Origin of the sequence: Pantoea ananatis PA13, assembly GCF_000233595.1 — a bacterium.
Taxonomy (GTDB): Bacteria; Pseudomonadota; Gammaproteobacteria; order Enterobacterales; family Enterobacteriaceae; genus Pantoea; species Pantoea ananatis.
Genome location: NC_017554.1, coordinates 883,882 through 905,147, shown reverse-complemented (window position 1 = coordinate 905,147; position 21,266 = coordinate 883,882). Strand labels below are relative to the sequence as shown.

General features: G+C 54.1%; 20 protein-coding genes. 12 read left to right on the top strand and 8 right to left on the bottom strand.

The features are described from left to right. The first annotated feature begins 2 nt into the window (after positions 1 to 2). Both PAGR_RS04410 and hemW read left to right on the top strand, forming a co-directional pair. Positions 3 to 596 carry an XTP/dITP diphosphatase gene (locus PAGR_RS04410; RefSeq protein WP_014605110.1) on the top strand — a complete coding sequence of 198 codons (594 nt, stop codon included), beginning with the start codon at positions 3 to 5 and terminating at the stop codon, positions 594 to 596. Further along, positions 589 to 1,728, top strand: a complete 1,140-nt coding sequence (hemW, locus tag PAGR_RS04405) for a radical SAM family heme chaperone HemW (protein WP_014594517.1) — start codon at positions 589 to 591, stop codon at positions 1,726 to 1,728. The genes PAGR_RS04410 and hemW overlap by 8 nt, the downstream gene beginning before the upstream one ends. 52 nt (positions 1,729 to 1,780) lie before the next feature. Here hemW and PAGR_RS04400 read toward each other — a convergent pair whose 3' ends face one another. Next, positions 1,781 to 2,515 carry a GntR family transcriptional regulator gene (locus tag PAGR_RS04400; RefSeq protein ID WP_015699576.1) on the bottom strand — a complete coding sequence of 245 codons (735 nt, stop codon included), beginning with the start codon at positions 2,513 to 2,515 and terminating at the stop codon, positions 1,781 to 1,783. A gap of 466 nt (positions 2,516 to 2,981) precedes the next feature. Between PAGR_RS04400 and PAGR_RS04395 the strand changes: the two genes are divergently transcribed. Genes PAGR_RS04395 through ulaA form a run of 3 tightly spaced genes read left to right on the top strand, consistent with a single transcriptional unit; the run spans position 2,982 to position 5,159 of the window. Continuing rightward, complete coding sequence (locus PAGR_RS04395) at positions 2,982 to 3,443, top strand: PTS sugar transporter subunit IIA (RefSeq protein ID WP_014605109.1); 462 nt, start codon at positions 2,982 to 2,984, stop codon at positions 3,441 to 3,443. 25 nt (positions 3,444 to 3,468) lie between these two features. Beyond that, complete coding sequence (locus PAGR_RS04390) at positions 3,469 to 3,738, top strand: PTS sugar transporter subunit IIB (RefSeq protein WP_013027097.1); 270 nt, start codon at positions 3,469 to 3,471, stop codon at positions 3,736 to 3,738. A gap of 44 nt (positions 3,739 to 3,782) precedes the next feature. Beyond that, entirely contained in the window at positions 3,783 to 5,159 is a 1,377-nt protein-coding gene (ulaA, locus tag PAGR_RS04385) for a PTS ascorbate transporter subunit IIC (protein ID WP_013027099.1), read from the top strand. 129 nt (positions 5,160 to 5,288) lie between these two features. Here the strand turns inward: ulaA and PAGR_RS04380 are convergent, their stop codons facing one another. From PAGR_RS04380 to melR, 4 genes are all read right to left on the bottom strand, one after another. Further along, positions 5,289 to 6,005, bottom strand: a complete 717-nt coding sequence (locus tag PAGR_RS04380) for a YggN family protein (protein ID WP_014605108.1) — start codon at positions 6,003 to 6,005, stop codon at positions 5,289 to 5,291. Between the two features lie 42 nt (positions 6,006 to 6,047). Beyond that, positions 6,048 to 6,374 (bottom strand): YggL family protein, encoded by a 327-nt coding sequence (locus tag PAGR_RS04375; protein WP_013027101.1) that lies wholly within the window; start codon positions 6,372 to 6,374, stop codon positions 6,048 to 6,050. Then, positions 6,374 to 7,093: a tRNA (guanosine(46)-N7)-methyltransferase TrmB gene (gene trmB, locus PAGR_RS04370; protein WP_013027102.1), complete on the bottom strand. Its 720-nt coding sequence runs from the start codon at positions 7,091 to 7,093 to the stop codon at positions 6,374 to 6,376. The genes PAGR_RS04375 and trmB overlap by 1 nt, the downstream gene beginning before the upstream one ends. A 198-nt stretch (positions 7,094 to 7,291) precedes the next feature. After that, complete coding sequence (gene melR / locus PAGR_RS04365; RefSeq protein WP_044042517.1) at positions 7,292 to 8,224, bottom strand: transcriptional regulator MelR; 933 nt, start codon at positions 8,222 to 8,224, stop codon at positions 7,292 to 7,294. A gap of 265 nt (positions 8,225 to 8,489) precedes the next feature. Between melR and PAGR_RS04360 the strand changes: the two genes are divergently transcribed. From PAGR_RS04360 to mltC, 5 genes are all read left to right on the top strand, one after another. After that, positions 8,490 to 9,845 (top strand): alpha-glucosidase/alpha-galactosidase, encoded by a 1,356-nt coding sequence (locus tag PAGR_RS04360; RefSeq protein WP_029569117.1) that lies wholly within the window; start codon positions 8,490 to 8,492, stop codon positions 9,843 to 9,845. Between the two features lie 84 nt (positions 9,846 to 9,929). Then, positions 9,930 to 11,342 (top strand): melibiose:sodium transporter MelB, encoded by a 1,413-nt coding sequence (gene melB / locus PAGR_RS04355; RefSeq protein WP_013027105.1) that lies wholly within the window; start codon positions 9,930 to 9,932, stop codon positions 11,340 to 11,342. A gap of 234 nt (positions 11,343 to 11,576) precedes the next feature. Further along, complete coding sequence (gene mutY, locus PAGR_RS04350; RefSeq protein WP_014605105.1) at positions 11,577 to 12,662, top strand: A/G-specific adenine glycosylase; 1,086 nt, start codon at positions 11,577 to 11,579, stop codon at positions 12,660 to 12,662. Next, on the top strand, positions 12,662 to 12,934 hold the full coding sequence (locus tag PAGR_RS04345; protein ID WP_013027107.1) for an oxidative damage protection protein: 273 nt from the start codon (positions 12,662 to 12,664) through the stop codon (positions 12,932 to 12,934). Before mutY ends, PAGR_RS04345 begins: the two co-directional genes overlap by 1 nt. A 53-nt stretch (positions 12,935 to 12,987) precedes the next feature. After that, on the top strand, positions 12,988 to 14,067 hold the full coding sequence (gene mltC, locus PAGR_RS04340; protein ID WP_013027108.1) for a membrane-bound lytic murein transglycosylase MltC: 1,080 nt from the start codon (positions 12,988 to 12,990) through the stop codon (positions 14,065 to 14,067). A 953-nt stretch (positions 14,068 to 15,020) separates the two neighbouring features. Here mltC and PAGR_RS04330 read toward each other — a convergent pair. Then, positions 15,021 to 17,171, bottom strand: a complete 2,151-nt coding sequence (locus PAGR_RS04330; protein ID WP_014605104.1) for an ornithine decarboxylase — start codon at positions 17,169 to 17,171, stop codon at positions 15,021 to 15,023. A gap of 612 nt (positions 17,172 to 17,783) precedes the next feature. On the opposite strand from PAGR_RS04330, the gene acuI reads away from it, so the two are divergent. Both acuI and PAGR_RS04320 read left to right on the top strand, forming a co-directional pair. Further along, complete coding sequence (gene acuI / locus PAGR_RS04325) at positions 17,784 to 18,767, top strand: acrylyl-CoA reductase (NADPH) (RefSeq protein WP_014594526.1); 984 nt, start codon at positions 17,784 to 17,786, stop codon at positions 18,765 to 18,767. Between the two features lie 632 nt (positions 18,768 to 19,399). Next, on the top strand, positions 19,400 to 19,693 hold the full coding sequence (locus PAGR_RS04320) for an Rdx family protein (protein ID WP_013027111.1): 294 nt from the start codon (positions 19,400 to 19,402) through the stop codon (positions 19,691 to 19,693). Positions 19,694 to 19,707: 14 nt separating this feature from the next. On the opposite strand, the gene PAGR_RS04315 is transcribed toward PAGR_RS04320, so the two are convergent. Further along, entirely contained in the window at positions 19,708 to 20,238 is a 531-nt protein-coding gene (locus tag PAGR_RS04315; RefSeq protein WP_013027112.1) for a PadR family transcriptional regulator, read from the bottom strand. 83 nt (positions 20,239 to 20,321) lie between these two features. Then, on the bottom strand, positions 20,322 to 21,146 hold the full coding sequence (locus tag PAGR_RS04310; protein ID WP_014605103.1) for a siderophore-interacting protein: 825 nt from the start codon (positions 21,144 to 21,146) through the stop codon (positions 20,322 to 20,324). Between the last annotated feature and the right edge of the window lie 120 nt (positions 21,147 to 21,266).

Below are 21,266 nucleotides of genomic sequence, written 5' to 3'. Positions count from 1 at the left end.
TTATGCAAAAAGTTGTTCTTGCCACCGGCAATCCCGGCAAAGTACGTGAGCTGGCGGATCTGCTCGCTGACTTTGGTCTGGATGTCGTGGCGCAAACCGAACTTGGCGTGGAATCCGCCGAGGAAACCGGCCTGACCTTTATTGAAAATGCCATCCTGAAAGCGCGCCATGCCGCGCAGGTGACCGGCCTGCCGGCTATCGCAGATGACTCTGGCCTAGCCGTGAATGCGCTGGGTGGCGCGCCCGGGATCTACTCAGCCCGCTATGCTGGTGAAGACGCCAGCGACCAGCAGAACCTGGAAAAGCTGCTTCAGGCTCTGGAAAACACGCCTGACGGACAACGTCAGGCGCAGTTTCACTGCGTGCTGGTTTATCTACGTCATGCTGCCGACCCAACGCCGCTGGTCTTCCACGGTGCCTGGGAAGGGGAAATTACCCGAACGGCATCCGGTGAAGGTGGCTTTGGTTACGATCCGGTGTTCTGGGTTCCGGCACTGGGTAAAACTGCAGCCGAACTGACTAAGGCAGAGAAAGGAAAAGTCTCTCATCGTGGTAAAGCATTGACGCTGTTACTGGAAGCGATGCGTAATGCCTGATTTACCGCCTCTGAGTTTGTACATCCACATTCCCTGGTGTGTACAGAAATGCCCCTACTGCGATTTTAATTCTCACGCATTAAAGGATGAGGTGCCGCACGTTGAGTATGTGCAGCACCTGCTGCGCGATCTTGAACACGACCTGCCGCTGATTCAGGGTCGTGAGGTTCGCACGATCTTTATTGGCGGCGGGACGCCAAGCCTGTTAAGCAGCAGCGCCATGCAGATGTTGATGGATGGCGTACGCGAGCGGCTGACGCTGACAGCCGATGCTGAAGTCACGATGGAAGCCAATCCGGGCACGGTGGAAGCGGATCGCTTCAGCGCCTATCAACGCGCCGGTATTAACCGAATCTCGATTGGTGTCCAGAGCTTCAGCCCGCAGAAACTGGAACGTCTGGGCCGTATTCACGGACCGGAAGAAGCGAAGCGTGCCGCAGCACTGGCACAGGGTTTAGGGCTGCGCAGCTTCAACCTTGACCTGATGCACGGCCTGCCCGATCAGTCGCTGGCCGAGGCGCTGGATGATTTGCGCCAGGCGATTGCGCTCAACCCGCCGCATCTCTCCTGGTATCAGCTGACGATTGAGCCCAATACGCTGTTTGGCTCTCGCCCGCCAACCCTACCGGATGATGATGCGCTATGGGATATTTTTGAGCAGGGCCACCAGTTGCTGACTGCGGCAGGTTATGAGCAATACGAAACCTCGGCCTATGCTAAACCGGGCTACCGCTGTGAGCACAACCTGAACTACTGGCGCTTTGGCGATTATCTGGGCATTGGTTGTGGTGCGCATGGCAAACTGACTCAGCCAGATGGCCGTATTGTCCGTACCGTAAAAGTGCGCCATCCGCGTGGCTTTATGAAGGGCAATTATCTCGATAAGCAGTACGACGTTGCAGACGAGGATAAGCCTTTTGAGTTCTTCATGAACCGTTTTCGTCTGCTGGAGGCGGCGCCGCGTGCAGACTTTAGCCGCTATACCGGGCTGCATGAAACGCTGATTCGCCCACAGCTCGACGAGGCCATTGCCGCAGGTTACATCACTGAATCGCCGGAACACTGGCAGATTACAGAGAAAGGGAAACTGTTTCTGAACTCGTTGCTGGAGCTGTTTTTAGCGGAAGCCTAGTGCATTCTGGCCCGGAAGCATCACTAAAGCGACCGGGCCGTTTGCGCGAACATCAACCGCGTTCGGTATTCTGTCTCAGTTGTAACAGCTTCGTATTTATAATGGCGATGTTGACCTCACAGGGCATACCATCATCCAGATAGACGGTTTCGTTGATCTCCAGCGCCGCCTCATTCGCATTAAAATTCAATAGTCTGAGCTGCTCACCATCGGTAACATTGATGGCATTCAGTTGCTGATCGCGACGCTGAATTTTCTTGCCGGTGATCTGTTCAATGTACGAATATTTTGAGATCTCCAGTCGTCCAAACTCCATGCTGCTAAACAGGCTGACAGGCAGGTGGATATATTCCAGCGCAACGGGGATGTCATCAAAACACATCAGACGAACAATTTTGTAAATCTGGTCACTGTTCTTGATGCGTAAAGCCTGCGCCATATCCGGCCCGGGCACTTTAATGATGCTGGCAGTCAGCACCTTCCTGACCGCTTTATGCCCTTTTTTGTGTGCCTGATAATCAAACGGGGAAAGCGCATGAAACCGGCCTGAGTGATTACTCTTGCCGATGGACCCCACGAACAGTCCGGAGCCTTTCACCCGATAAATACGCTGTTGCTCAATAAGAATGCGGGTGGCTTCCCGCACCGTCGCCCGGGTAATACCAATGTTCTTAGCAATCGCGATTTCCGTGTCCAGCTTATCGCCCGGCAGCAGTCCATCCTGCATGATCTTTGTCAGGATATAGTCGACTACCTCTTTTTGCTTCTCTGTAATGCCATCGAACATCAGCATATTCCCGAATAGTGTGCCCGTGCCTGCGGTGCCCTGCAGCAAACCCTGCAGGCCCGGTTTTCGTCACGACGTGCCCGTGAGCAAAGATCCAGATGTGATCCAGCTAACGATTTTGCACTCAAACCCCACGCGCCCCGCCAGAAATGATTCTTGCATATTGTATCTGTACAGGTCGAGGTGCATCATCAAGATGACTAGACAGCTTAAACATGTCTATACGTACAAGCCGGTTTTTGCAACAGCAAATTGTCAGAACTGACGAGTGCAACTTAAATTAATACCTTGTTTTAGAGTAAGTTAACGTCATATTCGTTTATCCCTCTGCCGTGAGTGGTTTTGTCAGATGAAATAAAAAAGGCAAGAACGCAGGGATAAACAGAGAAAGATGACTGTACAGCTTGATGAATTCTGGAAGCCAGCTGGCTGACTTTTTTGCCTAACCTTTTATCCAGGACATTGTATGCCGAATCTGACCCAATGGCTGAATGCTGAAAAAATTCAATATATTGAGCGCGTATCCGACTGGAAAGCCGCGATTCAGGTCGCGGGCGATCCTCTTCTTAATGAGGGGGCGATTTCACAGGATTACATTGACACCATCATCCGCCTCAAACAGGAAACCGGTCCCTACTTCGTTATTGCGCCGCGCATTGCCATGCCGCATGCCCGCCCTGAGCAGGGTGCCAAAAAGTTGGGATTATCCGTAGTCAAGCTGGCTAACCCGGTCACCTTTGATGCAGGAGAGAATGATCCTGTCGATATCCTTTTTATGTTCTCCGCCCCTGACAGCAACAGCCACATTGAGATGATCTCCCAGCTGGCTGAGGTGCTTACCGATGACGACGTGATGGAACGCGTTTATCAGGCACAAAGCCAACACGCACTCTGTGCCCTGTTGTTAGCAGACAGCATATCCCGTTAACTCGTTAAAATTAAAAGAGGTTTTTATGAAAATTATGGCAGTTTGTGGTTCAGGCCTGGGAAGCAGCTTCATGATGGAAATGAACATCAAAAAAGTGCTTAAAGCGATGGATATGACGGCAGACGTTGAACACGCCGATCTCGGTTCGGTCACGCCAGACGTAGCGGATGTGTTCGTGATGGCAAAAGACATCGCCTACAGCGCTAACCTGCCACCGGAAAAAGTCATCATTATCAATAACATTATCGACCTGAAGGAAGTTGAGCAGAAAATTCGCGACTACTTCAATAAATAACCCTGTCACCCACTTAAAAAAGAACACTTACCGCTGAGGTTATTATGTTTATACAAAACCTTTTACTGGTAGTTGTCGACGTGCTGAAGGTCCCCTCTATTCTGGTCGGGCTGGTCGCCATGTTCGGTCTGATAGCGCAACGTAAACCGCTGCCGGATGTGATAAAGGGTACGGTAAAAACCATCCTGGGTTTTTTAGTACTGGCAGGCGGTGCCACGGTGTTAGTGGGATCGCTGACGCCGCTGGGGGATATTTTCAAACACGCGTTCAACGTCCAGGGCATTATTCCCAATAACGAGGCGATGGTTTCTATCGCCCTGGCGAAGTATGGTGCGCCCACGACGCTGATTATGGCCTTCGGCATGGTGGCCAATATTACCGTCGCCCGCTTTACGCGTCTGAAATATATCTACCTCTCTGGTCATGTCACTTTTTATATGGCCTGCATGATCGCGATTATTCTCTCGGTGGCGGGTTTCGAGGGCGTGCAGCTTATCTATACCGGCTCGCTGACGCTGGGCATGTTAATGGCCTTTTTCCCGGCACTGGCGCAGCCCTACATGCGTAAAATCATTGGGCACGATCAGGTCGCGCTGGCGCACACCGGTACGGTTGGCTATGTCCTGTCGGGCTGGATAGGTTCTCTGGTGGGCAAAGGTTCTAAATCCACCGAAGAGATGAACATGCCAAAAAACCTGAGTTTTTTGCGTGACAGCACCATCTCTATTTCCCTGACGATGATGGTCATCTATTTTATTTTGTCCATTTCGGCAGGCAGAGAATACGTGGAGAGTCAGTTCAGCCACGGGCAAAACTATCTGGTGTACTCCTTTGTGCAGGCCATTACCTTCGCTGCCGGTGTTTTTATTATCCTCCAGGGCGTGCGTTTGATTCTGGCCGAAATTGTGCCGGCGTTTACCGGGTTTTCAGAGAAGTTGGTGCCAAGCGCGCGTCCGGCACTCGACTGCCCTATTGTGTTCCCCTATGCGCCTAACGCCGTTCTGGTCGGTTTTATTTCCAGCTTTATCGGCGGCCTGGTCGGGCTTTTTATTCTGGGACAGCTGCACTGGATATTAATTCTGCCTGGCGTGGTACCGCACTTTTTCTGCGGCGCAACCGCAGGCGTTTTTGGTAATGCTACCGGCGGGAAACGCGGGGCCATGTTAGGTGCCTTTGCCCACGGTATTCTGATTACCTTCCTCCCGGTCGCCTTATTGCCTGTTCTGGGCGCCATCGGCCTGACGAATACCACCTTCTCAGACACCGATTTCGGCGTCACGGGGATTCTGTTGGGGAATATGGCCAGATTCCTTGATAAAGGGACCATTACCATGGTGATCACTGGAATTTTTGCCCTGCTGGTTATCTATAACTATGTCGCCCGTAGCAAAACGGTCGTCAAAGAGGCCAACAACGATTGACAGGCATCAGGGGCTGACTCCAGCCCCTTTTTTCAACAACGTGCTAAAGCAGAAAAACGCCAGCCCGTGGCGGCGTGACGTTCAGGATGAAAGGCAGACGACCAGGCGGCGCAGGCCGTCTGAAAAGTACTATTTCAGCGAACCGACCAGGGCTTTACGGTCATTCTCAAGCGTAATCACCCGGTTACAAACCGCTTTGCCAAACTGCTGGAAATCGGCTTCCTGATTGTTCCACTCGCTCTGAATGGCGTTTTGCAGGCCGCCAAGATTGCCCATCAAGCCCTGCAAACCGCTACCGCCACCGTTGGACATCGCCTTGCTGCCCATCTCATTGATGCTGTCCTGCAGAATACCGCCCATCGCCTGATTAACCAGTTGTTGACCATCGGCACGCACCTGATCGATCGCCTGATGATGGAAGGTTAAACCATCGCTGCGATGCTCAATAATACGGTTCATCTGGGTTTTTAACTGCGTATTCAGCGTAGCCAGTCGGCTATGTAACCGGCTGGATTCGCCAACCTGCTGAGTAATGATGTTATCCAGCGCGGCACGCCCTTTCTCCAGACGGGATGTTGCTCCGTTATCGATCCAGGGAAGATCGCGGCGTAAGGCATTTTGATAATCAATCGCCTTCTGACGGTTAGCGGCGTTCAGGGCCATCTTCTGACCGTTGAACTGCACATCCCCTAGCGTCGATATCTGCAGATTGCCATTTGCGCCCACCACCTGCACGCTTTGTGGCGTAATCACAACATCATCCTGCGGTTTGACACTGCACTCCCAGGCAGCCTGGGCCTGCGTTGCCGCCAGTAAAAGGCCGGCGACCAGCGCGTTACGAATCATACAATCTCCCTGTCTGGGTGTGAAAGCGACACTGCTGGTAACTTAGTCCCACCAGACGTCAAAGAGTTCGGTAACTTTCACATCCTGCAGCTTGCGGTCTTCCAGCCACTTGCGCACGAGTTCACGATGCTCATCGGTGCATTTACCGGTTTGCTGCAGGCAAATCAGCCCTTCCCACGCCAGATAACCGCTGCCATCGTAAGCCAGACCATTAGGATCGATCGCTTCGTTGATGAACTGGTTCAGGGTTTCATCGATGTCACTTTCAGACGTGCCTTCAGGAAAACGCCAGGCCACGGAAAAGCCCAGTTCCTGGAATTCATCGATATGTAATTTTTTACGTAAACGGCGGCTGCGTTGTGTGGCCATTATTTCACCCTCTCAAACATTAAATCCCATACGCCATGGCCTAAACGCTGCCCGCGCTGCTCAAATTTTGTCAATGGACGCGTTTCAGGACGCGGCACATAGGTGCTATCTTCAGACAGGTTACGATAACCTGCGATGCTGCTCATGACCTCAAGCATATGTTCTGCATAAGCTTCCCAGTCGGTTGCCATATGGAATACGCCACCCAGCTTGAGCTTACGCATCACCAACTCGGCGAAAGGCACCTGCACGATACGGCGTTTATTGTGACGGGCTTTGTGCCACGGATCGGGAAAGAACAGCTGAACCATGCGCAGTGAGTTATCAGGGATCATCTTTTCCAGCACTTCAACCGCATCATGGCACATCACGCGCAGATTGCTGACGTCGGCTTCTTTCGCCGAGGCCAGGCAGGCACCTACGCCTGGCGCGTGCACTTCAATTCCCAGGAAGTTTTGGTGGGGAGTGTTTTGCGCCATGGTCACCAGCGAGGCCCCCATGCCAAAGCCGATCTCCAGCGTTACCGGGGCTTCGCGGCCAAACAGCGCGGGCAAATCTACGGGATCAGGCTGATATTCAACACCCATCTCTGGCCAGTAGTTATCCAGCGCCAACTGCTGGCCTTTGGTTAAGCGGCCCTGGCGGCGCACAAAACTGCGAATCCGACGCAACGGGCGTCCATTCTCATCAAATTCCGGGGTGATGACATCATTAATCATGTTGAAGCCTGCTGGTTTGCCTGTTCTGGGAAACGGGCATTATGCAAAGTTCAAAAGCAGAAGCAAGCCTTTGCCACGTTCTGCTTTATTCCTGCGTGCCCTGAAGCGCAATTTCCTGCCTGAGTGTAGAGTAAACCGCAAAAATTTCCTTGTTATGATGCCAGCCTGCAGGCAAAGACGGCCAACGCTATCGGAAACTTATAAAGACATTGTCTGCCGCCGCTGCTGGCTCAGCTTGCGGTACTGCTGAGGAGACATGCCAACATACCTGGCAAACGTGCTGTAAAAACGGCTGCTGGAGCGGAAACCGGCCGTCAGCGCCACATCCAGAACGGTGATATCGGTATCGCTCAGGAGCGCCCTGACATGATTGATCCGCATGGCCGTGATGTACTGTTTTAGCGTCAGCTGCATCACGCGCTGAAAAATGCCCATCGCATAATTCGCATTGAGTTTAACGTGTTCGGCCACGTCATTGATGGTTAAAGCCTGATCGTAGTTATCTGCGATAAACTCCAGCATCTGGCTGACATAAAACTGAGCGTGGCGCGAAACGCTGTTCTTGTGCGTGCGCGACGTTTTGTTCACCAGCACCGGCTGCCATCCCGACAAACTAAAGCGCTTAAGCATCAGACCAATTTCATCAACGGCAAGCTGGCGAATCTGTTCGTCGGGACTGTTCAGCTCCTGCTGCCAGCGCTGCACTTCAAAGCCGCTGAGCTGCTGCTTCGCCACAGATTTAATCACCATGCCGTGGGTGACATGATTGATTAACTCCCTGTCGAGCGGCCAGGACAAAAACAGATGCATCGGCAGGTTCAGAATAGCCATGTTCTGGCAGCGTCCGGGACGGGTGAGTTGATGTGGCGTACAGGCCCAAAACAGGGTGATGTAACCCTGCTTGATCTGAACGACCTCGTTATTAATGAGGTACTCCACGTCACCGTCAAAGGGCACATTCACCTCAACCTGACCGTGCCAGTGGCTGGTGGTCATGGCCAGCGGCGGACGCAGTTCGATATCCATGCGCTGATATTCAGAATAGAGCGACAGCGGGCTGCGGGTCTGCTTTTCATCGCTGCTGCACATATGCGGGTCGGGCGGAAGTGGTACGACAGGCTGCATAATCATCATTCCCTCTCCTGAATTATCAGAACCCTGCCATATCTGAACGGCTCAGGCCAGTCTCAGAGGCGAGAAATGCGCGGTCAGCATGACGTTTTCGCCTGTCATCACACCAGATACTCTTCTTTCCGTGCAAATTTGTCCCAAAAACTCAGATCTGCTCGCCGCCAGCATCAGATCTGAGTTTTCGGGAATGCTCGTTCCGTAAGGCGGAAGTTTCTCAATGAATGGCGTGACATTCTGGCGTTATCCAACCTTGCAATGGAGCGTCCTGATGTCTGCACCCAAAATTACCTTTATTGGCGCGGGTTCCACTATTTTCGTCAAAAATATCCTTGGCGATGTCTTTCACCGCGATGCGCTGAAATCCGCCCATATCGCGTTGATGGATATTGATGCGACCCGGCTTGAAGAGTCCTTTACCGTGGTCAGTAAGCTGATGAGTTCGGCTGGTGCGGCCGGAAGAATCACCTGCCACACCGACCAGAAAGCGGCATTAGCGGATGCCGATTTTGTCGTGGTCGCGTTTCAGATAGGCGGCTATGAACCCTGTACCCTCACTGATTTTGCGGTGTGTAAGCGTTACGGTCTTGAGCAGACAATCGCCGACACGCTTGGCCCGGGCGGCATCATGCGCGCGCTGCGCACCATCCCGCATCTCTGGCAGATTTGTGAAGACATGACGGCAGTATGTCCTGATGCCACCATGCTTAATTACGTTAACCCCATGGCGATGAACACCTGGGCGATGTACGCGCGTTATCCGCATATCAAACAGGTTGGCCTGTGCCATTCCGTTCAGGGAACGGCGGAAGAGCTGGCTTACGATCTCAATCTTAACCCGGCCGATTTACGTTACCGCTCTGCCGGCATCAACCACATGGCCTTTTACCTGGAGCTGGAGCGAAAAACTGCAGACGGGGCTTACGTGAATCTCTACCCGGAACTGCTTGCCGCTTTTGAAGCCGGTCAGGTACCGAAACCCAACATGCATGGCAACACGCGCTGTCCCAACATTGTGCGCTATGAGATGTTCAAAAAACTGGGCTATTTCGTTACCGAGTCTTCAGAACATTTTGCAGAATATACGCCCTGGTTTATCAAGCCGGGACGAGAGGATCTGATTGCGCGCTACCAGATCCCGCTGGATGAGTATCCCAAACGCTGCGTCGAGCAGCTGGATAACTGGCGTACCGAGCTTGAACATTACAAGCGCGCTGAGCGTATTGAAAGCAAACCCTCGCGCGAATATGCCAGCGCCATTATGAATGCCATCTGGACAGGTGAACCGGCCGTGATTTACGGCAACGTGCGTAACGATGCATTAATCGACAACCTGCCGCAGGGATGCTGTGTTGAGGTCGCCTGCCTGGTGGACGCCAACGGGATTCAGCCTACGAAGGTGGGAACCCTGCCCTCACATCTGGCAGCCATGATGCAAACCAATATCAACGTGCAGACGCTGCTGACCGAAGCCATCCTGACCGAAAACCCTGACCGGGTTTACCACGCGGCCATGCTGGATCCCCATACGGCGGCGGTGCTGGGCATCGAGGAGATTTATGCGCTGGTGGATGAGCTGATCGCCGAACACGGGGACTGGCTGCCCGCCTGGCTGCACAAATAATGCCTGTGTCTCCGGGCGTGCTGTCCGGCTGCGGCTCTATTCCTTAACAGAAGGCGGGCGCTGGCAACAGCGTCCCGATACCCGATGAGCATTTCAATAACGACAAAACTCAGCTATGGATTCGGCGCATTTGGGAAAGATTTTGCTATTGGCATTGTTTATATGTACCTGATGTATTACTACACCGACGTGGTAGGTTTGTCGGTTGGCCTCGTCGGTACGCTGTTTTTAGTGGCCAGGATCTGGGACGCAATAAACGATCCGATCATGGGCTGGATCGTAAATGCCACGCGATCGCGCTGGGGGAAATTCAAACCCTGGATTTTTGCAGGCACGCTGGCAAACTCGCTGGTGCTGTTCCTGTTGTTTAGCGCCCATCTGTTTGAAGGCACCACGCAGGTTATTTATGTCTGTGTGACGTATATCTTGTGGGGCATGACCTACACCATTATGGATATTCCGTTCTGGTCGCTGGTGCCTACCATCACGCTGGACAAGCGCGAACGTGAACAGCTGGTTCCCTGGCCACGCTTTTTCGCCAGCCTTGCCGGGTTTGTTACCGCAGGCCTGGCCCTGCCCTTTGTCAGTTATGTTGGCGGCGACAATCGTGGCTTAGGCTTCCAGATGTTTACCCTGGTGTTAATCGCCTTTTTTATCGTCTCCATGTTAGTCACGCTGCGAAACGTGCATGAAGTCTATTCGTCCACCCGCGACGAAACCTCAGGCAGTGACCGCCTGGGGCTAAAAGCCATTGTTGCCCTCATTTACCGTAACGATCAGCTTTCCTGCCTGCTGGGAATGGCGCTGGCTTACAACATCGCGGCTAACATCATTACCGGCTTTGCCATTTACTATTTCACCTACGTCATCGGCGATGCCGGGCTGTTTCCCTACTACCTCTCTTATGCAGGCGCGGCAAACCTCGTCACGTTAATCCTGTTCCCGAAACTGGTAAACATCCTGTCGCGCCGCATTCTGTGGGCGGGCGCGTCCGCGCTGCCGATACTGAGCTGTGGCGTGCTGTTCGCTATGGCACTGGCAGGCTATCACTCAACGCTGCTGATTGTGGTGGCCGGCATCCTGTTAAACACCGGTACCGCGCTTTTCTGGGTGCTCCAGGTCATTATGGTGGCGGACACCGTTGATTACGGCGAATACAAGCTGTACGTGCGCTGCGAGAGCATCGCCTATTCAGTGCAGACGATGGTGGTGAAAGGCGGCTCCGCCTTTGCCGCTTTCTTTATCGCCGTGGTGCTGGGCATGATTGGCTATATGCCCAATATCGTACAGTCGCAGGAAACCCTTGTAGGCATGCAATTTATTATGATTGCGCTGCCGGCTGTGTTTTTTATGCTGACGCTACTGCTCTATTTCCGCTTCTATAAGCTGAACGGCGATATGCTGCGGAAAATCCAGATCCATCTGCTCGATAAATACCGTAAACCGCAAGAGCCAGAAACCCTCCCGCTCAGGATGCAAGACAAGATCAACGTCTGACCAGTAAAAGCCCTTTGCGGGCTTCTGTGAAAGATGTCGCGGGCCGGATTCACATCGTCTGGCCTGCTACTGTCTCCCGGCGGCTCCTGATATTGTCAGGCCCGGCACGACGCTGCCGCACGGGACAGACAGGCCGGTATGAAACAGGCCTTTTCAATCTTCCGGTTTACTCTCACTGGCGCTTATGCTGGAATTCCTGCCCGAATATCGCGTAATCACGGAAATATCCTTTTTATGATGCAAGCCCCGCAGTTCGCGCAACAGGTGCTGGACTGGTATCAGCGCTTTGGCCGCAAAACCCTGCCGTGGCAGCTGGAAAAAACACCCTACAAGGTGTGGCTGTCCGAAGTCATGTTGCAGCAAACTCAGGTTGCCACGGTTATCCCCTATTTTGAGCGCTTCATGGCGCGGTTTCCTGACGTCAGCGATCTGGCCGCCGCGCCCCTGGATGAGGTGCTGCATCTCTGGACCGGTCTGGGCTATTACGCCCGTGCGCGCAACCTGCATAAAGCGGCAAAACAGGTGGTGGACCTTCATGGCGGTGAGTTTCCCCGCCACTATGATGAGGTCGCCGCTTTACCCGGCGTTGGCCGATCCACCGCTGGCGCGATTTTATCTCTGTCGCTGGGTCTGCATTTCCCTATTCTCGATGGCAACGTTAAACGGGTTTTAGCGCGTTGCTACGCGGTAGGCGGCTGGCCGGGTAAGAAGGATGTGGAAAAGCGGCTCTGGCAAATCAGCGAAGAGGTCACGCCTGCTCAAGGCGTCAGCCAGTTTAACCAGGCGATGATGGATCTGGGTGCCATGGTGTGCACGCGATCCAGACCAAAATGCGACATCTGCCCGCTCAACAGCGGATGCGAAGCAAGGGCTAACAACAGCTGGGCCAGCTATCCGGGTAAAAAGCCGAAGCAGACGTTGCCGGAACGCAGCGGTTGGTTTTTGATGATGCAACATGGCGACAAGGTCTGGCTGGAGCAGCGCCCGCCGGTGGGCCTGTGGGGCGGTTTATTTTGCTTCCCGCAATTCACCAGTGAAGAGGCGATGACCGACTGGCTGCATGCGCGCGGCATTCACGCCAAACCCCAGCAGCTTACGGCATTTCGTCATACCTTTAGCCATTTCCATCTGGATATTGTCCCAATGTGGCTGTCATGGCCTTCTGCCGGGGCATTAATGGATGAAGCTGGCGGTCTCTGGTATAACTTAACGCTGCCGCCGCCTGTGGGATTAGCCGCACCTGTAGAGCGTCTTTTGCACGAACTGCGCCATCCCCAGCAGTTGCCTTTAGGCAGCTGTGAGATTAACGAGGAAGAATAATGAGCCGCACTATTTTTTGTACTTTTTTACAACGTGATGCTGAAGGGCAAGATTTCCAACTCTACCCTGGCGATCTGGGAAAACGCATTTACAATGAAATCTCGAAAGAAGCCTGGCAGCAATGGATGGCTAAGCAGACGATGCTGATCAACGAGAAAAAACTCAACATGATGAACCCCGAAGATCGCAAAGTGCTGGAAAAGGAAATGATTAACTTCCTGTTCGAAGGCAAAGACGTTCACATTGAAGGCTATACGCCACCCGAAGCATAACTTTTTTTGGCCTCAGTACTGGGGCCGTTTTCCAGGTCAGGCATGTATTTTAGATGAATAAAAAGCTGATAGCCCTGCTGGTGATTGCACCCCTTTTAGTTTCCTGTTCCGGCAAAAAGAACCCGACCTATTCAGAAGAGTGGGTGAAGGACACCAACGGATTTGACATCCTGATGGGGCAGTTCGCCCATAACATTGAGAACATCTGGGGGATCAATGAGGTTCTGATTGCCGGACCGAAAGACTACGTCAAATACACCGACAACTATTACACCCGCAGTCATATCAACTTTGAAAGCGGTAACATCACGATTGAGACCATTTCCGGTACCGATCCCGCTGCCAGCCTGCGTCAGGCGATCGTGACCACCTTGCTGATCGGCGACGATCCGGGCAATGTCGATCTTTATTCTGATGTCAACGATATCCAAATCAGTAAAGAACCGCTGCTTTACGGACAGGTGCTGGACAACACCGGACAAGCTATCCGCTGGCAGGGCCGCGCTCAGGCGTTTGCGGACTATTTGATTGCGAATAAATTGCAGCGTCGCAATTCTGGTCTGCATGTAATCTACTCGGTCACCATCCCGATGGTGCCGAACCATCTTGATAAGCGTGCGCATAAATATCTGCCGATGGTGCGCAAGGCTGCAGAGCAATATGGTGTTGATGCGTCTCTGATCCTCGCGATTATGCAGACCGAATCCAGTTTTAACCCCTACGCCGTCAGCCATTCTGACGCACTGGGTTTAATGCAGGTGGTACAGCATACCGCGGGCGTCGATGTATTCCGTATGAAGGGTAAATGGGGCAAACCAAGCCGCAGCTACCTGCTGGACCCCGAGAACAACATTGATGCCGGTACGGCTTACCTGTCATTGCTGCAGCGCAGCTATCTGGCAGGCATTCAGGATCCGCTGTCGCGTCGCTACGCGGTCATTACCGCCTATAACGGCGGTGCAGGCAGCGTGCTGCGCGTGTTCTCCAGCGATAAGGATCGTGCGGTCACTATCATTAACGGCATGTCACCCAGTCAGGTTTATCAGACGCTGTCTAAACAGCATCCGTCTGCGGAATCGCGGCGTTATTTGTATAAGGTGAGCTCGGCGCAGCGGAGCTACCATCGGTATTGATGGCGAAGGGTTTCCCCTGGCGGGGGATTGCTGGCGCAGAGAGGTTTTTGCGCGCAAGGCGCTGGGGTTCTGCCCTCTGGCTCTGAGAGGGTTCCGCCCGCCAGGCGATGGGGTTCTGTCCTCTGCCTCTGATAAGGTTCCGCCCGCCAGGAGATGGGGTTCTGTCCTCTGGCTCTGAGAGGGTTCCGCCCGCCAGGCGATGGGCAGTTTCAGCCTGCCCGTGCAGGCGGACGTGTTAAGGGGCTTACGCCAGCCCCTTAACAATCCCGGCGCCCGGCAGCCGTCGCTGTTCCTTCGTCACTCACTGCGGCCTGACGGGCCGGCCGGATGCGCCTTCCCTGGCGCAGCCGTCCTCTGCGCGGCATCCCTGCCGCTCCGCCCTGGCCTCCATTCTTTCCTCAGCGCTCCGGATGCCTCCTGCAAACCCTCGTCTGTATGATCTTTAATTTTCTTGTAAAGACTGTATCGCCTGTAATTTATGTTTAAAGGCTTAAAATTAAAAATCATTAAATATCAATTATATAAATCATTCCCTATTTTATAAAGCGATGCAGGAAGTGGCTTTAACACAGCTATCGAAGCGGGGGTTTTGGGCGGCCTTCCCGACCGCTGAGCGGATGAGGGATTTCCGGATGAGCCGACAGGACGTCGGCGAGAGCCGGGCCGCGCCAGGGATGGCGCGTCCTGGCGGTCCGGCAGAAATCCTGAAGCAGCGAAGGGACCGCGCAGCGGCGGGTGGGCAGGACGGGAGCCCGGGGTCAAGGGGCCGCGGCGGCTGGCGGCCCCTTGTCGGTCGCCCGCAGGGGCAAACTGAAACTCCCTGCCGCCTGGCGAGCGAAACTTTCTCGGAGTCATTAACTGAAAGCTTCGCTAAAAGCCCAACCGCAGGCACAAACCGATACCTTCTCAGCGCTAACAGTTAAGCTCTATGAGCTATCCAGGCGACAGCCCCCTCACCCCACCATCATATTCGCCACCAGATACTTACGTCCGTCAGCGCCTTCCTCGGTGTAAACCCCTTGCAGCTCCGGCGAAAAACCGGGCAGTTGATTGATGCCCGCTTCCAGTGCCAGAAAATAGCGCTGTACCGCCCCACCCCATGTTTCGCCCGGAACCACACAAAGGACGCCCGGTGGATAAGGCAGAGCGCCTTCCGCCGCGATGCGACCTTCTGCCGTTGCAATAGGTACCAGTTCGACTTCGCCACGAATGTAAGCCTGATGCGCATCCTGTGGGTTCACCTTAACCTGCGGCAGCCCCTGCTCGCGGAACATCATGCGCTGCAGGTCTTTTACGTTATAGCTTACGTACAGGTCGTGCATCTCCTGACACAGACGGCGCAAGGTATAACCCGCATAGCGTTTAGCGTTTTTGCGGTACAGCGTCGGCAACACTTCGGCTAGCAGCGTATCGTCTTTTACATGCTGCTCGAACTGCGCCAGCATCGCCACCAACATCGCCATTTTTTCCGGACTTTCGGCTGGAGTCAGCAGGAACAGAATAGAATTGAGATCGCATTTTTCCGGCACGATGCCGTTTTCACGCAGGTAATTCGCCAGAATGGTCGCCGGGATGCCAAACTCAGCATATTCACCGCTGGCTGCGTCAATGCCTGGCGTGGTCAGCAACAGCTTGCAGGGATCGACACGGTACTGATCGCGATCGTATCCGGCGAAACCGTGCCATTTAGCGTTGGGTTCAAAGCTAAAATACTGCAGATCGCGAGCGATCGCTTCCGTTGGTGCATCCTGCCAGCGCTGGCCGTTTACCCTTTCCGGCACGAAAGGCAGGATCATGTCACAACGATCAAAGATCGCTTTACGTGCCTCGATCCCCAGCATCACGCACTCATCCCACATGCGGCGCCCCGCCTCGCCCTGATGCATTTTGGCGTTAATATCCAGCGCGGCAAACAGCGGATAGAACGGACTGGTTGAAGCGTGCAGCATGAACGCGTTATTCAGGCGCTTATGCGGGCAGAAACGCTTTTGCCCACGAATATGGTTATCTTTCTTGTGGATCTGCGAGGTCTGCGAAAAGCCCGCCAGCTGCTTGTGCACTGACTGGGTAACAAAAATGCCGGGATCGTTTTCGTTCAACTCCAGCGTCAGTGGAGAACAGCCTTCCATCAGCGGAATAAACTGCTCATAGCCCAGCCAGGCCGAGTCAAACAGAATGTAGTCACACAGATGCCCAATGCGATCCACCACCTGCCGCGCGTTGTATACCGTGCCGTCGTAGGTGCCCAACTGGATAATCGCCAGCCGGAAGGGACGCGCCTCGTTAGCCCTTTCAGGCGCCACTTTCTTGATCTGTTCGCGCAGGTAGCCATCATCGAAACAGTGCGCATCAATGCCGCCGATGAAGCCAAACGGATTACGGGCCGCTTCAAGGTAAACCGGCGTCGCGCCCGCCTGAATCAGCGCACCATGATGGTTGGACTTGTGATTATTGCGGTCAAACAGCACTAAATCACCGCGCGTCAGCAACGCATTGGTGACCACTTTGTTCGCGCTTGACGTGCCATTTAACACAAAGTAGGTTTTATCCGCGTTAAACACTTTGGCGGCAAACTTTTGCGCATGCTTAGCCGACCCCTCGTGAATCAGCAGGTCGCCCAGCTTGACGTCAGCGTTACACATGTCCGAACGAAAAACGTTCTCGCCATAGAAATCAAAAAATTGCTTACCCGCTGGGTGCTTTTTGAAAAATGCGCCGCCCTGATGGCCCGGACAGGCAAAGGTACTGTTCTGCATATCAACATAGCGGGTCAGCGTTTCAAAAAACGGGGGCAGCAGCGCGGCTTCATAAGCCTGAGCCGCCGCTTCCAGCGCTACCCAGTCCTGCGGCTCGCCATTCAGTTCGCCGGTCACGCCGGGCAGGTGCATCACCTCTTCTTCAAAGGCATTAGCAACGAACACCGGTAAATTAAAACCCGTGTGGCGTAACAACGCCAGCACGCCACTGCGCGTATCAGCCAGCGAGACGACAACAGCCGCCACATCGGTAAAATCAGTATTATCCAGCGTGACCACGTCGCGCGCAGTATTCAGGGTCAGGTTAGGCGCAACAGCAGCGCTGGCAGCAATTTTCAGTGGTGTCATAACACAAATCCCTAACAGTCAGGGAGTGGGTGCCTGAGGCACGGCAATGGGGAAATTTCCCCGGCGAATAATGTCTGACGCGATAAACCGATAGACATCAGTAAAGAGTAGTCCTTACTCATGTCCAACAGCAGCGGCCCGGTTGGCCTCACCGCATAGTGAACGATGTGTGTGTAACTGACATGACGAAGAACAGATCGCGCGCGAATTCAGGCGAGTGGGGACACGTGCAGTTGCACATTGAACCGAACATGGCAGCGTCCTCTGTTATCGGGCGGTGGCGAGAAAAAAGTGGCCGTCATAATGTCATTTTTTATCCGCAGGAACAACCCGACAACTTTAAATATCAGGTCAATAAATGCAAAATATAAAACCATTAAATATCAATATCTTATAAATAAATACCAGTGAATAACCGCTTAAGTTTCTGTTATTTATGCGCAATTATGCATTTTTCAGCACGCTGGCAGTCGCTCCCTCATTGCTACTGAAATCGCCACTGAAATGCCTCAGGTTTGCGCCAAGCCTCGCACTTGTCGGGCCAGTGCCCTACCCTAATCGGCGCATCGGGCGTAAACTTGCCTGATTATTCTTACGCCTAACGGAGGATACATGTTTAAGGCAATGGTGATTGATAAGGACGAACAAGGTTACCGCTCTCAGCTAAAAGAACTCTCCGAAACACAATTACCCGATGAAGACGTCACCCTCGACGTCAGCTATTCCACCCTCAACTATAAAGACGCGCTGGCCATCTGCAATAAAGGGCCGATTGTGCGCCAGTTTCCAATGGTGCCGGGCATTGACTTCGTGGGACGGGTCACAGCAAGTCGCCATCCCGACTGGAAACAAGGCGATGCGGCGCTGCTCACCGGCTGGGGCGTCGGGGAAAAACACTGGGGCGGGCTGGCTCAGAAAGCCAGCGTGCCTGGCGACTGGCTGGTAGCCGTGCCTGAAACGCTAACTCCGTTGAATACCATGGCCATCGGAACGGCGGGCTTTACCGCCATGCTGTGCGTGCTGGCACTCGAAAAACAAGGCATTACGCCTGCCAGCGGCCCGGTTTTGGTGACCGGGGCCAGCGGAGGCGTTGGCAGCTTCAGCGTCTCTCTGCTGGCAAAACTGGGCTATAACGTCATCGCCTCCAGCGGGCGAGCCAGCGATGAAGACTATTTAAAAACCACCCTGGGCGCAGCCGAAGTGATAGATCGCGACGAGCTGGCTCAACCGGGTAAACCCCTCGGGAAAGAGCGCTGGGCCGCCGCCATCGACAGCGTCGGTAGCCATACGCTGAGCAACGTGCTGGCCGGCACCCAGCGTGACGGCGTGGTCGCGGCCTGTGGTATGGCACAAGGCCTGGATCTGCCCGGTAGTGTCGCGCCCTTCATTCTGCGCGGTGTGACACTGGCTGGCGTAGACAGCGTGATGTGCCCTAAACCGCTGCGCCAGCAGGCCTGGCAGCGGCTGGGGCAGCTTCTGGATGACGCGTTACTGAACCAGATAACAACGGTCATTCCATTGCGTGACGTGCACCAGGGCGCACAGGATCTGCTGGATGGCAAAGTTCGGGGCCGTCTGGTGGTTGACTGCGCTTAACGTTCGCCTTCCGCCAGGGGCGACGAAGGCGGGCGCATCAGTCATTCGCTTAGTTCCTGAATTGCCCCGCTCGCCCCTTCCCTTACCACTTCTGGCTGCCGGGAAAGTGCTGCCAGCGGGCGATAACTTCACCTGCTGGCAATGCCCGGCTCATCCAGACTGAGCCTGGGGGCGGGCTATCTTCCCCGCCCGCAGGCTCGCATTACTGCTGACAAGCCTGGCTCATGGGCTTACCTGAGCATCCTGAGCATCCCGAGCATCCCGAGCATCCCGAGCATCCCGAGCATCCCGAGCGTCCCGAGCGTCCCGAGGCATCTTACAGAGGGCCTCCTGACTTACCGCCATCTGTTTTTTTAGGGCTTCCCACTCACGTCAGACAGCCTTACCCCGGCCCCTTCGCTGTCGGTTCCGGAGCCGCTAATTTGATGTTTTATCAGAATAAACGCAGGGGCACACCGGTACCGTTTCGGCCAGCGATGCGGTAAGGTTTGCGCTGCTGTCTGCCACGGGTGAGGATTCGCGTCAGGGTTAGCAACGTATAAAGAAAACAGAAAACCCATGCGAAAAGCCCGGCCGGCATGCTTGCGGCCCCTGCTGGCCTGAGCGTTAATTAATGATAAAGAGAGGGAAAGATGCAAAAACCCGTGGTCGTCATTCACTATTGTACCCAATGTAACTGGCTGCTGCGCTCCGCGTGGATGGCACAGGAACTGTTACAGACCTTCGCACAGGATCTCGCCAGCGTGACGTTGCGTCCCGGCACCGGCGGCGTATTTGAAATCACCCTGGATGAACATCTGCTGTGGGAGCGCAAGCGCGATGGCGGATTCCCGGATGCTCAGGCACTCAAGCAGCGGGTAAGGGATATTTGTTTTCCGGAGCGTTCGCTAGGGCATATCGATAAAAACCGATCGGACGACAGCTGATCGTCCACGTCAGATTAACTGCGGCTGATATCCTCTGCCGCAGTCATCAGAGCAGCGACGATTGTTTGCCGGGTTTCATCGGTAATGTCCTGCTGCGCCAGACGCGTGTTCAGGGCAGTTTTAAAATGATCGATCGCCTGCTCAATTTCAGGAATGCTGCGGTTGTTGACCAGCACTGCCAAAGACGATAACCGGTCGATGAGACCTGACAGCGGCTGTGCATCGTGCTTTAGCATGGCCTGCCCCGTTTCGGTGAGCACGTAAGCCTTACGTGCAGCCTGAGGGTCACTGATGTGAATAGCCCCCATCTCCTCCAGCCATGTCAGATTCGGGTAAATGATGCCTGGACTGGGCGAATACTCGCCCTTTGACAGGTCTTCAATGCATTTAATCAGCTCATAGCCATGTGTGGCGCGCTGCGAGATAAAATGCAGCATCAGCAGACGGATCTCGCTGGCATCCAGCATTTTCTCACGGCGCTTGCGCCGTCCACTGCAGGGCGCATCGCGGTTATCTTGCCCTGAACGTGCCGAATCCATTTTCATTATCTGCCTGAGTCAGTGGAAAGAGCCTGATGGTAGTGGGCCATCAGGCGAAATTCAATCAACGGCAGGTCACTTAAATTCAGTTAACGAACGACAGCGGGTTTTTGATGCCAGTAGGCTACGGCGCGCACCAGGTCAGCGTCAACCCCGCGCTGTGTGGTGAAATAGTCACACAGCTGTTTTACGAACTGCCCTTCTCCGGTCAGCCAGATAAAAGCGTCGTGCTGCGGAATCGCGATCCTGTCCAGCGCGGCCGTCAAATGTGGTAAATCCGCCAGCGTCATCTTGCCGCTGCCAAGCCAGTTAACAGAGGCATTACCGGTATCTCCCAGGTAGGCTTGTCCGGTCACCTCATCAGCACAGGCAAACAGATGCAGCGCCTGAGCCTCCACACTACTGCTACGCCGCCTGAAAGCAGGCAACCCGGTTTCGTCACAGACGTAAAGCTGAAAAGCATAATCCGTTGGCACCAGCAGAGAGCCACGCGGCCCACCAATGATCAATCTGTCACCCGGCTGTGCCTGGGATGCCCAGTCGCTGGCAACACCGCTGTCGTGGATATAAAAATCCAGCGTCAGCGATGACGCACCATCAAACGCCAGCGGCGTATAGTCGCGCGCGACAGGACGCAATCCGCCTTGCCACTGAATACCGTCATCGTTGATCGTCGGCAGTGCCAGCGGCGCGCCGTCAGCAGGGGGAAAGAAGACCTTAATGTGATCGTCAAAACCGGGAGAATGAAACCCCTTCAGATCGTCGCCCGTGAAGACAATGCGCCAGAACGTCCCGGCAATTCGGGTTTTCTCGGCGACGTGGATAGCGCGGAAGCGCAGTTCGTTACGCACGCGTTCAGGTAAGCGGCGGGAATAAGATGTAGGCACGAGGACTCTCCGTAAACGCGGCTGCATGCAAAGAAGCTGTTTTCGCGCCGCTTAAGTAAATAGAAATCATTCTCATATAAACTCGCTAAGAATAGCCATGATATATCTTAAGAACAATGACTAAAAATGCGATACGTTGTGAAAAAA